The organism is Micromonospora sp. NPDC003776 (assembly GCF_053605645.1).
In genome coordinates this window covers 1-14148 of the sequence record NZ_JBSGJR010000030.1, presented here as the reverse complement: position 1 = coordinate 14148, position 14148 = coordinate 1, and the positions used below count along the sequence as shown (strand labels likewise).

Genomic DNA, 14148 nt, shown 5'->3' with positions numbered 1-14148 from the left:
TGGAACGGCAACCGCCGATGACCGCGCCCTCACCCTACCCGCGTACGGAACCGGGTGTCCGCGCCGGAGCCCGGTACGCCGCACTCCGGACCGCTGGCCCACGCCCAGCGGGTGCCCGCCGGGTCGACGAAGGTCACCACGAGGGCGGGAAGCCCCTGGAACGACGCGTAGTCGACCAGGTCGACGGTGATCGGCCCGGCCCCGTGCTCGACGCCGATGGCGGTGAGGCAGTCGTCCAGCGACCCCGGCCGGGCCAGCCGGGCCAACCCGAGCGGAGCGGTCGCCCGCTCGCCCTGTGCCAGGCCGGGCCGGCTGTCCTTTTCCCGGGACGGGCTGGCGAGCGTGCTGCTGAGACCGCCGGACAACCGCTCGGGGGTGTAGTCGGTGCCGCTGCTCATCGTGGGTGCGGTGACCCGGTAGGGAGTGCCGTTCCGCGGCACCGCCGCCGGTTTGCCGCCATCCTGCGCGGAGAGGCCCGCGCCCCCGCCGCTGCCGGTGCCCGTACCGACGAGGTTGCTCAGCCCGAGCCCGACCGCCGCGATCGAGGCGGCCGCCACGGCGACCGGGACCCCGATCCGCGTCCAGCGGCGCGCGCGCCGGCCCGGCCCCGTCCGCCGATCCGGTCCGTCCGCCGGCCGGGTCGTCTCCCGTACCCGCCGGCTCCCGCCGGTCCCCTGCGCCGGCACGGTGCCGCGGCGGGCGCCGGCCGGATCGCGGTCAACGCCGGGCACGGCCAGCGGCGGGTCGTCGGCCGGAGCCGGACCGGCGCCCGCGAGCGCCGCGGTGATCCGGTCCGCCACGGCGAGGGGCATCTCCGGCGCCGGGCCGGCCGCCCATTCGGCCAGGTCGGCATCCACCAGGTCCAGCGCCCGCACCAGCTCGGCGTACGCGTCGCGCCAGGCCGCGTCCTCCTCGACCAGCCGGGCGACGGTCTCCTGCTCCGGGGTGCCGTCCAGCGCCCCGCCGACGTAGTCGGCGAGCAGGTCGTGGTCGACCCCGCTGAACTCCCGGGCAGTCACGTCTCCTCCTGACTGGCGTCCCGCCGGGACCGCCCCGACGTGGATCCGACGCCCTCGGGCGGGCGTGGGTTCCCCTCGGTGACCCGGCGCACGTCCGCGCCCTCCGCCGACCCGTTACGCAGGTGGCCGAGGAGCACGGCCAGCCGGGCCCGACCCCGGGCGCACCGGCTCTTCACGGTCCCCTCGGCGACGCCGAGGATCCGGGCCACCTCGGCCACCGGGTAGCCCTGCACGTCCACCAGCACCAGCGCGGCGCGCTGCTCGGCGGGCAACTCGGCGAGGGCCTGCCGGACCACCAGCGCGGTCTCGTGGTCGCGGACCGGCGCGGCCGGTTCGACCCCGCCGGTGTGCCGGCCCGGTTCCCCGTCGGTGTGCACGCCGTCGGGCAGCGGGACCGTGGCATGGGTCTGCCGCCGCCGCATCCGGTCGAGGCAGGCGTTCACCACGATCCGGTGCAGCCAGGTGGTGACCGCGGAGTCGCCCCGGAACCGGGCCGCCGCGCGGTGCGCCGAGAGCAGCGCGTCCTGGAGCGCGTCCGCCGCCTCCTCACGGTCGCCGACGGTACGCAGCGCCACCGCCCAGAGCCGGTCCCGGTGCCGGTGGAACAGTTCGGCGAAGGCGTCCCGATCGCCGGCCACGTGCGCGCGGAGCAGGTCCAGGTCCGAGCGCGCGGCGTCTCCGGTCACCGGATCGGCCGGTTCACGAGCCTTGGACCGTGATCTCCTGGACCCCGACCTTGTAGCCGCTGTTGTCCTCCTTCTGCGGCAGCTCGGTGATCCAGAAGAGGAGGTACTGGTACTTCCGCTCCGGGTCGAACCCGTTGAACGTCATCTTGGTGCCGTCGTGCTGCTCGAACGGCTGGCCGATCCGGGTGGTGTACGCGGCGACCAACTGCTTGTCGCCGGCGGAGTTGGACGGGAACTCCCCCGTCCCGAAGAGCAGCTCGGCCGACGCGCCGGGGGACGACAGGGTGGCCTGAAGGGACTTGACCGTGTGCGGGGCGCCCAGGTCGATCCAGACCCCCATGCCCTTCTTCAGGTTGCCGAACCGGGGCCCCTTGTAGGTGTCGGTCTCCCAGCCCTTGTCCTCGTCGCCGTCGATCACCTTCTCGGCGTCGACCACCTCTTTGCGGTCGCCCTTCGGATCGATGATCCGGACGTCCTGGATGGTGAGCTTGCGGACCGCGGGTGGGGCCGCGGAGGAACCGTCGGTGGCCGGGGCGCTGTTGGACGGGCGGGCCACCGGCTCGGTCTTCGGGTCCTTGTCGTCGCCACCGAGGGCGCTGATCCCGATGAGCAGCCCGACCAGGGCCACCGCCAGCAGGCCGGCGATGCCCAGGGCGACCTTGCGGCCGCCCATGGAGGCCAGCGGCGACGGCTCCTCGCCGGTGTCGGCGGTGAACCGCAGCGGCCCGGGCTGGTCCAGGAAGTGGTCCTCGGCGGGGATGTCGAGGCGGCTCAGCTCGGCCGCGAGCACGTCCGAGGACGGCGGGGCGATCTCCGGGTCGAGCAGGTCCATGGTGAGGTCGTCGAGGTACGCCGGCACGCCGGCGCGAACCTGGCGGGGCGCGGCGATGGAGCCGCTGGCGTCCCGGACCGCGTCGGGAAGGGCGGCCCGGCCGTGCCCGGCGGTGGCGCCGTGCAGCGGGGCCTCGCCGTGGGGCCAGTGGCCGGTCAGCGCGAAGTAGAGCACCCCGCCGACCGCCCGGAGGTCGGTCTCCTGGCTGTCCGCGCCGTCGGTCCGCGCGTCGGCCAGCACCACCCGGCCGTCGTCGCTGATCATCACCGTGCCGGGGTGGACGTTGCCGTGCACCATGCCGGTGGCGTGCACCGCGGCGAGGGCGCTGGCCACCGCGTTGCCGATGGCGGTCGCCCGGGCCGGGTCCAGCGGCCCGTCCTCGGCGACCAGCTCGCGCAGCGACTGGCCGTCGACCCACTCGCGGACGACGTACGCCCGGTCGGCCTCGTCGATCGCGTCGTAGACACCGACCAGGTTGGGGTGGATCACCCGGCTGGCCGCCACGGCGGCCTGGAGCATCTCGGTGGCGGAGTCGCCACCCGGGTAGCGGAGGACCACCGCGACGGGACGGCGCAGCACGACGTCGACGCCGCGCCAGACGAGCCGGCCCGCGCTGTCGTTGTTGATGTGCTCGACCAGCTCGTACCGCTCGGCAAGGATCTCACCGGCCGTGGGAGCACCGAAGGTCATGACCGGAGGGGCAGTCTCCTCCGCCTCCTGACCCTCGCCGACCTGGGTCACCCGTCCTCCCTCGGTGATCGTGTCGATCGATGGACCCGTGCTGCTGGGCATGTGGCTTTCCGCTCTGCCTTTGAAGGAGCCGGCAGACCGGTGTCGACGCCCACGTCGGCACCTGCCGTATCCGTCGTGAGTGACCTTACCCGGGATGCCCGGTTCTCCGACATGTCATCTTCCCGCCGGAGCCGACGGGATGCCAGTGACCACGACGGCCGGCCGCGTCACGGCCGCGTCCAGGCTGGTCATTGAGAACACGCTTGGGCCAATCTAGAGGTTGACGGCAAGTGGTCGGCGCAGGGGTTCAGCGGGTGCGGCGACTGTGCGACGTCTCTGCTCATTCCCCCGGTCGGGTCGCCCACCCTCATCCTTACGGCTGGTTGTCCACAGGCCGATGGGCCTGGTGGGCGGCGAAATCCCGAGTTATCCACAGCCGTATCCCCAGGCGGGTGATCCTCGTTCACGGTCCGTCATCAGGGCCGGTCAGCGGCCCAGCCGGCGCCGCACCATGCCGACCACCTCGGTGATCTCACCGATCCGCAGCACCATGGCCAGCCCGAGGTAGGTCGCTCCGATCACCGCCCCGCCGATCACCAGCCGGACCGCCGCCGCCGTCCAGCTCAGGTGCGCCGGGTCGCCGGGGAGCACCTTCACCACCAGCAGGCCGACCAGGGCCGCGCCCAGCGCGGCGACGACGACCCGACCCATGGTGCGCATGATCCCGCCCAGCCCGATCCGGCCGACCCGGGGACGGAGCAGCATCGCCGAGATGACCGCCGCGGCCACGTACGAGATGGCGTTGCCGAGCATCATGCCGGCCGCCGCGAAGGTGGCCGAGAAGGCGAGGAAGAGACCGACCTGGAGGAGCACCCGCAGCGCCACCACCGGGATGTTCACCAGGGCCGGGGTCTTCGTGTCCGGCAGCGCGTAGAACGCGAAGGTGAAGAGCTGGCTGATCGCGAACGGGACCAGGCCGAGCGCCGCCACCAGCAGCACGGTCGAGGTGGCCACCGCGTTGTCGCCGGTGAAGGCGCCGTACCGGAAGATCACCACGGAGATCGGACCGGCCAGCACCGCGTAGCAGACCGCGATCGGGGCGAGCACGGCGCTGACCATCCGGGTGCCCCGGGACAGGTCGGCGGTGACGTCGCGGAACCGGCCCTCGGCGGCGGCCGCACTCATCCGCGGCATCAGCGCGGTGATGATCGAGACGGCGATGATGCCGTGCGCCATCATCAGCAACAGGAAGACGTTGTTGTAGATCAGCAGGCCGGCGTTCTTGCCGCCCCCGGCCCGGGTGAGCAGGTTGACCACCACGAAGAGGCCCAGCTGGTTGACGCCGACGTAGCAGAACATCCAACCGCCGAGCCGGGCCAGCTCGCGCAGGCCCAGCGCCCGGAAGTCGAACCGCCACTTCCACCGGAAGCCGACCTTGCGCAGGGCCGGCAGCAGCCCGGCGGACTGCACCGCCACGCCGAGCAGGGTGCCGCCGCCGACCAGCAGGATCCGGCCCGCGTCCATCTGCTCCGGCCGCAGCGCCCGCGCGCCGTAGAGCACGATGTACAGACCGAAGGTGCCGATCACCACCAGGTTGTTCAGGATGGGCGCCCACATCGGCGCGGCGAAGTGCCCGCGGGTGTTCAGCACCGCCGCGATCAGCGCGCTCACGCCGGTGAAGAACAGCATCGGCAGCATCAGGTAGGACAGGTCGTTGACCAGCCCGGTGTACGCGCCGTCCTTGCCGGTGGCGTAGATGGCGGTGATCACCGGGGCGAGGATCACCGCGATCAGCGCGGCGGCGGCCAGCGCGATCACCGCGAGGGAGAGCAGCCGCTGGGCGTACGCCTCGCCCCGGTCCGGGTCGGCGTTGCGGCGGCGGACCAGCACCGGGATCAGCACGCTGGTGAGCACGCCGCCGAGCAGAAACTCGTACACCTGGTTCGGCAGGAACTGGGCGGTGGTGTACGCGTTGCCGACCGCGTTGCCGAGGGCGGCGCCGATCATCAGGTTGCGGATGAAGCCCGTACCCCGGCTGACCAGGCTGCCGACCGCCATCACCGCGCTGTTCGCCGCGGCGCTGGTCTCCGCCACCACCTCCTGCGGCGGTGCGGTGGCCTCCACACCCGGCTGGTTGAGCGGCTCGGCCGAGATGAAGACCGCCTCGTCGTTCGGCGGCTGGCCGCCGCCGTGCGCGTTGGCGCTGCGGTACAGGCCGCCGCTCATCTCCAGCCTCCCAGGGGTACGTCGCAGCCGGACCTCCGGGCCCGTACACCCGAGACCTTAGTCAACCTCGGTGGCATACCCGCGCCCGGCGCAGTTGATCCGGTCCCCGCCCGATAGGCTGGCGATCCCATGTCCGAAGCCTCCGCATCCCACGCCGCCGAACGCCGTGAGCTGACCGTCGCGCAGCGCAACGCCGTCGCCGAACTGCTCCGCGTCTCGCCGGTCGCCGACGAACTCGGCCGGCGCTTCGCCCGGGCCGGTCACGAACTGCACCTGGTGGGCGGATCGGTCCGGGACGCCCTCCTCGGCCGGCTCGGCGAGGACCTCGACTTCTGCACCGACGCCCACCCCGACGAGACGCTGAAGATCGTCCGGGGCTGGGCCGAGTCGATCTGGGAGACCGGACGGGAGTTCGGCACCATCGGCCTCCAGCGCGACGGGCTCCGGCTGGAGGTCACCACCTTCCGCGCGGAGGCGTACGACCAGATCAGCCGCAACCCGGTCGTCCAGTACGGCACCAGCCTGGAAGACGACCTGAAGCGCCGCGACTTCACGGTCAACGCGATGGCGGTCAGCGTCCCCGACCACCGGTTCACCGACCCGTACGGTGGCCTGGCCGACCTGGCCGCCAAGATCATTCGTACCCCCGGGACGCCGCAGGAGTCGTTCCGCGACGACCCGCTGCGGATGCTGCGCGCGGCCCGGTTCGCCGCCCAGTTGCGCTTCACGGTCCACCCGGACGTGCGCGAGGCGATGACCCGGATGGCCGCGGACCTGGACCGGATCACCGCCGAGCGGATCCGGGACGAGTTCACCAAGCTGCTCTGCGGCGCCGACCCGCTCACCGGGCTGCGGCTGCTGGTCGACACCGGGCTGGCCGAGCGGTTCCTCCCCGAGCTGACCGGGCTGAAGCTGACCATCGACGAGCACGCCCAGCACAAGGACGTCTACGAGCACACCCTCACCGTGGTGAGCAACGCCATGGCGCTGGAGGAGGACGGCTGCGACTTCGTGCTGCGGATGGCCGCCCTGATGCACGACGTCGGCAAGCCGGCCACCAAGGCGGTCGGCTCGGACGGCCGGGTCAGCTTCCACCACCACGAGGTGGTCGGCGCCCGGCTCACCAAGGCCCGGATGAAGGCGCTGCGCTACCCCAAGGACGTCACCGCCCAGGTGGTCAAGCTGGTCGGCCTGCACCTGCGCTTCTACGGGTACGGCCGGGGCGAGTGGACCGACTCGGCGGTGCGGCGGTACGTCACCGACGCCGGTGACCTGCTCTCCCGGCTGCACAAGCTGACCCGCTCCGACTGCACCACCCGCAACCGGCGCAAGGCGGCCCAGCTCGCCGCCGACTACGACGCGCTGGAGGACCGGATCGCCCGGATCGCGGCCGAGGAGGACCTGGCCCGGGTCCGCCCCGACCTGGACGGCAACGCGATCATGGAGCTGCTCGGCGTACCGCCGGGGCCGCTCGTGGGGAAGGCCTGGCAGCACCTCAAGGAGCTGCGGCTGGAGCGCGGCCCGCTGGACCGCGACGAGGCGGAGGCGGAGCTGCTCCGCTGGGCCCGGGAGCAGGGCGTCATCTCCTGACGGGTGTTAAAAGGGGCCCCCTGTACAACGCGCGGCGTTAACAGGGGGCCCCTCCTTTCACTCAGGCGTCGACGGCGGGCTTGGTGCTGCCGTTGTTGCTGCTGGCGCTGCCCAGCTTGGCGAGCAGGCCGGCCAGGTCGATGCCGGTCAGGTCGCTGCCGAGCTGGAGGCCCTGCGCCACGTTCCCGGCCACCGACTTCGTCAGCGAGGACGCCCCGTCGGTCGAGATGACCGTCATCTTGTCGATCGCGCCGATCGGGGCGCTGGCCGCCTCGACCACCTGCGGCAGCACCTTGACCAGCAGGTCCAGCACGGCCGCCTCGCCGTACGCGGCGAACGCCTCGGCCTTGCGGGCCATCGCGTCGGCCTCGGCCTGCCCCTTGGCCAGGATGGCCGCCGCCTCCGCCTGGCCCTCGCGCTCGACCGCCTCGGCGATCGCGCTCCGCCGGCGCTGCTCGGCCTCACCCTCCTTGGCACCCTCGATCGCGTTCGCCTCGGCCAGCGCAGCCCGGCGGGCACGCTCGCCCTCACCGGTGAGCCGAGCCTGCTCGGCGGCGGCCTGCGCGGCGGCGATGGTCGCCTGGCGCTGCGCGTCCGCGTTCAGCACGGCCGCGTTGCGGGCCGCCTCGGCCTCCTGCTCAACCTTGTACCGGGCGGCGTCGGCCGGCTTGCGCACCTCGGTGTCGAGCTGCCGCTGCTTCAGCTCGGCGTTCCGCTCGGCCACCTTCTGCTGCTCGGAGAGGATCGCCTGGTCCCGCTCGGCCTGAGCGAGCGGGCCGGCCGCCGCCGACTTCGCCTTCGCCGCGTCGATCTCGGCCTGGATGCCGGCCTGCTTGAGCGCCAGGTTCCGGTTCGCCTCGGCGATCGCCTCCTCGGCGAGCAGCCGCTCCTGCTCGGCCTGCTGCCGGGCCCGCGCCTCGGCGATGGCCGCGTCCTTGAGCACCCGGGCCGCCTCCGGCCGTCCCAGGTCCTGCAGGTAGGAGCCCTCCGCCAGGATGTCCTGCAGCTGGAAGGTGTCCAGCACCAGGCCCTGGTTGGTCATCGAGTGCTCGGCCTCCTCGGCGACCGCGCTGGCGAACGCCGCCCGGTCCCGGATGATCTCCTCGACGGTGAGTCGCCCGACGATCGAGCGGAGCGCGCCGGCCAGCACCTCCCGGGTGAAGTTGTCGATCTCCTCCTGCTGGTTCAGGAAGCGCTGCGCGGCGGCGCGGATCGAGTCCTCGGTGCCACCGACCTTGACGATCGCGACGCCGTGCAGGTCGGTCCGGATGCCCTGCTTGCTCACCGCGCCCTTGATGCCGACGTCGATCCGGCGGCTGGACAGGTCGAGGGACTGCAGCTTCTGCACCACGGGCAGGACGAAGACCGAGGCGCCGAGCACCACCTTCTGCCCGGACATGTCGGTGGACCGGCCGCCGTCGGCGGTCTGGGTGGTCCGGCCCTTGCGGCCGGTGACGATGAACGCCTGGTTCGGGCCGGCCACCTTGATCCGGGAGAGGATGAACAGGACGAGGAGGACGGCGAGGAGAACCGCGCCGCCGATGGCGACGAGCAGGGGCATGGGCGTTCCCGTCTGTGCGAAGGGTGATTCAGTACGTTTCGACGTGCACGCTGGTCTCGCTGAGCGCTTCGACCACGAAGATCCGGGCGCCGACCGGCAGCGGATGGTCGGCGCGGGCGTTGAGCTTCACCGGTTGGCCGGCGAGGCGTATCCGTACCTCGCCGTAGCCGCCGGCCGGGACCGGGGTGACCACCAGGCCGGTCGCGCCGACCACGTCGTCCCGGGTGGGGGTGGCGTCGGTCCGCATGTTGCGGGCCGCCCGGCTGAGCCGGGCGGCGAGCCACGCGGTGGGCACGGCCGCCACCGCGCCGCCGACCACCGCGCCGACGATCATTCCGGGGGTACGCCCACCGAGCAGCTCGTTGACGATGGCGGCGCCGAAGCCGAAGGCGCCGGTGAACCCGGCGACCGCCTCCAGCGAGACCGGACCGTCGACGTCCGGGTGGCCGATGTGCAACAGCCCCGCGCCGACCAGCGCGAGGGCCAGCACGCCGACCCCGGCTCCGCCGATGATCAGGAAGATGAGCGTCCCCGTGGCCACGACCTGCACGGTATCGAGGTCGTGCAACGTCCGGGCCCGCCGAACGGTCAGCGTGGCGCGACGACAACCTCCAGGCCGATCAGCTCCTTCGGCAACGGTTGCCGGACCAGCTCGCGCCCGGCCAGGTCGGCGAGCGCGAAGTCACCCTGTCCGAGCGGCCGCCGGTAGAGCAGCCGGTCGTCGGAGACCCACACCGCGTCGGCGGACGGCAGCGGGTTCACCACCCGGCCGGTGGCCGTCTCGACCAGCAGCGGCTCCTCCCGCCCCTGGACGACCACGAGCTTTCCGTCCGGGGACCACGCCCACGGACCGGCCGGGTCGCCGGGGATCGGCAGGAGGCGGGTCGGCCGGCCGTCGTCGGCGGAGAACAGTTGCACGCCCCGGCGGGCGTCGCGTCGGGCCTCGTCATGCCCAGCACCGCCGGTCTGCGGGAGGGCAACCTCCCGTCCGTCGCGGCTCCAGGTGAACTCGCAGTAGTCGGTGCAACCCGCGTGCCCGATCATCGGGTGGGTCTGTTTCGTGCCGTCCGTTCCCATGACGATGAAGCCGAAGTGGTCGAGCTGCTCGGTGGTGAACAGCAGTCGCCGGCCGTCCGGGGACCACCGAGGGATGGAGAGCGCCCGGCCCACCTCGTACCAGTGGGTCTCTCCGCTCGACACGTCGACCAGGCCGACCTGGCGGGGCCGGTCCTGGTCCCGGACCGCGACGAGCGAGCCGGTGGGTGCCGGGAAGATGCCGTCGTAGCGGTCGGTGGCGGAGTAACGACCCCGTCCCCGGTTTAGGAGGAAACCGCTGCCGGAACCGCCCTTGGCCTGCGCCCGGGTCACCACCCAACCACCCGGCAGCACCAGCGGCCTCGTAAACCAGTCCGCCCCCGGGGCGGCCAGTCTGGTCGGCGACGGCGTGGCCGTCGGGGTCGAGGTCGCCGGGGGCGTGGCCGGGTGGGGTCGGAGCAGCACGAAGGGCAGGGCCACCGCGACGACCGCCGCCAGGGTGGCACCCGCAACGGCGACCCGCCGGCGGCGGCGCAGCCGGCGGCCCCGGCCGAGCGCGCGGACGGCGAGGTCGGGGGCGGGGCCCGCGCCGTCCGCGAGATCCCGCAACGCCGCCCGGAGCGTCTCGTCCAGCAGGCTGGTCATCGGGTCACCTCCGTAGGGCTCGTCAGCTCGTCCAGTCCGGGGACCAGTTGCCGGAGCCGGGCCAGCCCCTTGGCGCTCTGGCTGGCCACCGTGCCGGCCCGGCAGCCGAGCAGGGCGGCGGTCTGCTCGACGCTCAGGTCCTCCAGGTAGCGCAGGGTCAGCACGGCCCGCTGACGGGGTGGCAGCGAGCGCAGGGCGTCGAGCAACAGCAGCCGCAGTTCGCTGTCCGGGCCGGGCGCCGCCTGCTCGGGCAGCTCTGCGACCGGGACCTCCGCCCGCCGCCCGCGGCGGCGCCAGCCCGAGACCTGGTCGTGGTAGAGGATCCGCTTCACGTACGGCTCGGCGTCGCCCTGGATCCGGGACCACCGGGCGTACGCCTTCGCCAGCGCGTTCTGCAGCAGATCCTCCGCCGCGTGCTGGTTCCCGGTGAGCGCGTACGCGACCCGCAGCAGGGCGGCACCCCGTTCGTTGACGAACGCGGTGAACTCCCCGTCGATGACCTGTGTCACCGTTCACCTCCGTACCTCAGACGCACGGGGTGGACGGAACTTTGCCCGACCGCAGGGAAGAATGGTGGCATGCGCTGGACCGTGCTCGATTCGCCGATCGGGGAGTTCTCCGTCGCCACCGACGGCGAGGCCGTCCGCGCGGCCCACTTCGGGCGAGTGGAGTCGGCGACCGAAGAACCGGGCGACCCGCTGGCCGGCCGGGCGCTGGACGAGCTGCGCGCCTACTTCACCGGCGAGCTGACCGACTTCACCGTCCCGGTCGCGGTGCTGCGCGGTTCGGAGTTCGAACGCGCCGTGTGGCGGGAGATGACCCGCATCCCGTACGGGGAGACGCTGACCTACGGCGAGGTGGCGAAGGCGGTCGGCGACCCCGGGGCGGCCCGGGCGGTCGGGGTGGCCTGCAACCGCAACCCGGTGCCGGTGATCGTGCCCTGCCACCGGATCGTCGGGGCGGGCGGCAAGCTGGTGGGCTTCGGCGGCGGGCTGCCGCGCAAGGTGACCCTGCTGGAACTGGAAGCGGCGGTGGCCCTGCGGCGCGCCTGGTCCTGACGTACCGACGAAAGAGGCCGGGTCCGCGCGGACCCGGCCTCTTTTCCTGCGTGTCAGCGCGTCAACGCTCGACCTCGCCCTTGATGAACGCCTCGACGGCGGCGTGCGCGTCGTGGTCGGCGTACTGCTTCGGCGGGGACTTCATGAAGTACGAGGACGCGGAGAGGATCGGGCCACCGATCTTCCGGTCCAGCGCGATCTTCGCGGCGCGGACGGCGTCGATGATGACGCCCGCCGAGTTCGGGGAGTCCCACACCTCGAGCTTGAGCTCAGCGTTCAGCGGGGTGTCACCGAAGGAGCGGCCCTCCAGGCGGATGTAGGCCCACTTGCGGTCGTCGAGCCACGGCACGTGGTCCGACGGGCCGATGTGCACGTCGCTCTTCTGCATCTCGTGCGGGATCTGGGAGGTCACCGACTGGGTCTTCGAGATCTTCTTCGAGACCAGGCGGTTGCGCTCCAGCATGTTCATGAAGTCCATGTTGCCGCCGAAGTTGAGCTGGTACGTGCGCAGCAGCTCGACCCCGCGGTCCTCGAAGAGCTTCGCCAGGGCCCGGTGCACGATGGTGGCGCCGACCTGGCTCTTGATGTCGTCACCGACGATCGGCAGCCCGGCGTCCTCGAACTTCTTCGCCCACTCGGGGTCGGAGGCGATGAAGACCGGCAGAGCGTTCACGAACGCGCAGCCCGCGTCGATCGCGGCCTGGGCGTAGAACTTGTCGGCCTGCTCGGAGCCGACCGGCAGGTACGAGACGACCACGTCGACCTGCGCGTCGCGCAGCGCCTGGGCGACGTCGACCGGCTCGACGTCCGACTCCTCGATGATCTCGCGGTAGTACTGGCCGAGACCGTCGAAGGTCGGGCCACGCTGCACGGTGACGCCGGTCGGCGGCACGTCGCACAGCTTGATGGTGTTGTTCTCGCTGGCCACGATCGCCTCGGCGAGGTCCATGCCCACCTTCTTGGCGTCCACGTCGAACGCCGCGACGAACTTCACGTCGGAGACGTGGTAGTCGCCGAAGGTGACGTGCATGAGACCCGGGACGCGGTCGTTCGGGTCGGCGTTCCGGTAGTACTCCACGCCCTGCACGAGGGACGAGGCGCAGTTACCCACACCGACGATGGCGACGCGGACGGAGCCCATAGCGTCTGCCTCCTTCTTCTTCATCACGGCCGCTCTTTCCTGGACTCTCCAGGCGGGGGCGGGCTGTCTTCTTCTCGTCGGCCGCCGGCCGTCCCGGGTTGCGGGACCGTCGGGGCTCGGCCGGAGCGCTCGTTGGCGATGAGCTCCTCCAGCCAGCGAACCTCCCGCTCACAGGCGTCGAGCCCGTGGCGTTGCAGTTCCAGGGTGTACGCGTCGAGGCGCTCGGCTGCCCGCCCGAGCACGTCACGAAGGCCTTCGCGGCGCTCCTCGATCTTCCGACGGCGACCTTCCAGGATCCGGAGCCGGGTGGCCTGGTCGGTCCGGGCGAAGAACGCGAAGTGCACCCCGAAGCCCGTGTCGTCGTACGTCTCCGGCCCAGCCTGCGCTATGAGCTGGGCGAAGCGTTCCTTGCCCTCCGCGGTAATGGTGTAGACCACCCGACCGCGTCGGCTGGTCAGGGCGGGAACCTCCTCGGCGGTCGCGGGTGCCTCAGCGGCTTCGGTGATCCATCCCGCCGCCTGCAACCGGCGCAGCGTCGGGTAGAGCGAGCCGTAGCTGATCGCCGCCCGGATGGCGCCGAGCTTGGCGGTCAACTCCTTGCGCAGCTCGTAGCCGTGCATCGGAGCCTCCTGCAGGAGGCCCAGGATGGCGAACTCGAGCACGGGCCACCCCTTCTTACCCCCGGCGCGGAGTCGTAACCGCCGCGATGTATCGGACCGATACATCGCACGTTAGCGGAGACCCATGATCAGGGCAAACCCTCGTTTTGCGCGGCGCTGTCATCACGGATCGTGACGATGGTCGCCTCGTCCGGCCGGACCGCGTACCCTTTGCCGCATGCGTACGCAGCGCCAGGTCGTCGACTACTCGCTCCGGAAGCGAGCGGTGCTGCGTGACCTTCTCGCCAACCGGGTCGGCACGTACGACGTCTGCGACGCCTCGCCGTACCTGAAGAACGCCGCCCGGTACCACGGCGAGCCCACCGAGGAGCGCTGCCCGATCTGCCGCAGCGAGAACCTCATCCACGTCCACTACATTTACGGCGACGAACTCAAGCAGTCGGCCGGCCAGGCGCGTAACCGGGCCGAGTTGTCGCTGCTGGCGATGACGCTGCGTGAGTTCCAGGTCTTCGTGGTGGAGGTGTGCCCCGGCTGTGACTGGAACCATCTCGTCGAGCAGTTCCTGCTCGGGCGGGACGGCCTGGCCGGCGGCGATGATGACGGGTCGGAGCAGGAGGCGGTGGGCGGCTCGTCCGCGCCGACCGGTTCCACCCCTCGTCGAAGGCGAGAGGCGCAACGGTGAATTCAGCTGTCCGGGTCGGGCCCCGCGGCACGGGCGGGTGGCCCAGCCGACAGCTTCCAAGTCTGAATGGTCCGAATAGGTCGGATTTGACGACTGCGCCCCGGCGCGCCCCGGGTGTAGCGTCTCGTGTCGCAGCTCACGGCAACCCGGTGGCGGCGCCTTTGCGTCCCACCGCGACCGGCAGGGTGTGAGGAATGAACTACGGCGATCCCAGTTCTTCGCGTGGGCGGGCCCAGACCCCGGGCCCGAACGGCGACCCCGGTTCCGGAGGGAGCCCGCGCGGGAACGGTTGGTCATCCGGACCGGAGGGCGGCGCCTCGG

Annotated in this window: 13 protein-coding genes; 3 read left to right on the top strand and 10 right to left on the bottom strand. The window is 72.1% G+C overall.

What is annotated here, in order from left to right:
- Positions 1–29 precede the first annotated feature (29 nt).
- The 4 genes from ACWEVO_RS05085 to murJ all read right to left on the bottom strand — a co-directional run bounded on the left by ACWEVO_RS05085 (position 30) and on the right by murJ (position 5495).
- On the bottom strand, positions 30–1019 hold the full coding sequence (locus ACWEVO_RS05085; protein ID WP_452306284.1) for a hypothetical protein: 990 nt from the start codon (positions 1017–1019) through the stop codon (positions 30–32).
- A complete protein-coding gene (sigM, locus tag ACWEVO_RS05080) occupies positions 1016–1705 on the bottom strand; it encodes an RNA polymerase sigma factor SigM (protein ID WP_452306283.1) in 690 nt (229 codons plus the stop codon). The genes ACWEVO_RS05085 and sigM overlap by 4 nt, the downstream gene beginning before the upstream one ends.
- A gap of 13 nt (positions 1706–1718) precedes the next feature.
- The gene (locus tag ACWEVO_RS05075) at positions 1719–3329 is read right to left on the bottom strand and encodes a protein kinase family protein (protein ID WP_452306282.1); all 1611 of its coding nucleotides are present in this window, start codon (positions 3327–3329) and stop codon (positions 1719–1721) included.
- 426 nt (positions 3330–3755) lie between these two features.
- Positions 3756–5495: a murein biosynthesis integral membrane protein MurJ gene (gene murJ / locus ACWEVO_RS05070; protein WP_452306281.1), complete on the bottom strand. Its 1740-nt coding sequence runs from the start codon at positions 5493–5495 to the stop codon at positions 3756–3758.
- Between the two features lie 129 nt (positions 5496–5624).
- On the opposite strand from murJ, the gene ACWEVO_RS05065 reads away from it, so the two are divergent.
- On the top strand, positions 5625–7085 hold the full coding sequence (locus ACWEVO_RS05065) for a CCA tRNA nucleotidyltransferase (protein ID WP_452306280.1): 1461 nt from the start codon (positions 5625–5627) through the stop codon (positions 7083–7085).
- A 61-nt stretch (positions 7086–7146) separates the two neighbouring features.
- Here ACWEVO_RS05065 and ACWEVO_RS05060 read toward each other — a convergent pair whose 3' ends face one another.
- The 4 genes from ACWEVO_RS05060 to ACWEVO_RS05045 are packed head-to-tail and all read right to left on the bottom strand — an operon-like array spanning position 7147 to position 10835.
- Positions 7147–8646 carry a flotillin family protein gene (locus ACWEVO_RS05060; RefSeq protein ID WP_452306279.1) on the bottom strand — a complete coding sequence of 500 codons (1500 nt, stop codon included), beginning with the start codon at positions 8644–8646 and terminating at the stop codon, positions 7147–7149.
- A 28-nt stretch (positions 8647–8674) separates the two neighbouring features.
- Entirely contained in the window at positions 8675–9196 is a 522-nt protein-coding gene (locus tag ACWEVO_RS05055; protein WP_452306293.1) for a hypothetical protein, read from the bottom strand.
- A gap of 38 nt (positions 9197–9234) precedes the next feature.
- On the bottom strand, positions 9235–10326 hold the full coding sequence (locus tag ACWEVO_RS05050) for a hypothetical protein (RefSeq protein WP_452306278.1): 1092 nt from the start codon (positions 10324–10326) through the stop codon (positions 9235–9237).
- Positions 10323–10835 carry a SigE family RNA polymerase sigma factor gene (locus ACWEVO_RS05045; RefSeq protein ID WP_452306277.1) on the bottom strand — a complete coding sequence of 171 codons (513 nt, stop codon included), beginning with the start codon at positions 10833–10835 and terminating at the stop codon, positions 10323–10325. Before ACWEVO_RS05045 ends, ACWEVO_RS05050 begins: the two co-directional genes overlap by 4 nt.
- Before the next feature lie 69 nt (positions 10836–10904).
- Here ACWEVO_RS05045 and ACWEVO_RS05040 point away from each other — a divergent pair, with 69 nt between their 5' ends.
- Positions 10905–11384, top strand: coding sequence for a methylated-DNA--[protein]-cysteine S-methyltransferase (locus ACWEVO_RS05040; RefSeq protein ID WP_452306276.1), 480 nt, complete (start codon positions 10905–10907; stop codon positions 11382–11384).
- Positions 11385–11445: 61 nt separating this feature from the next.
- On the opposite strand, the gene ACWEVO_RS05035 is transcribed toward ACWEVO_RS05040, so the two are convergent.
- Both ACWEVO_RS05035 and ACWEVO_RS05030 read right to left on the bottom strand, forming a co-directional pair.
- Positions 11446–12525: an inositol-3-phosphate synthase gene (locus ACWEVO_RS05035; protein WP_123242183.1), complete on the bottom strand. Its 1080-nt coding sequence runs from the start codon at positions 12523–12525 to the stop codon at positions 11446–11448.
- Between the two features lie 23 nt (positions 12526–12548).
- Entirely contained in the window at positions 12549–13187 is a 639-nt protein-coding gene (locus ACWEVO_RS05030) for a PadR family transcriptional regulator (protein ID WP_452306275.1), read from the bottom strand.
- 175 nt (positions 13188–13362) lie between these two features.
- Between ACWEVO_RS05030 and ACWEVO_RS05025 the strand changes: the two genes are divergently transcribed.
- Positions 13363–13827, top strand: a complete 465-nt coding sequence (locus ACWEVO_RS05025) for a DUF5318 family protein (RefSeq protein ID WP_452306274.1) — start codon at positions 13363–13365, stop codon at positions 13825–13827.
- The last annotated feature ends 321 nt before the right edge of the window (positions 13828–14148 follow it).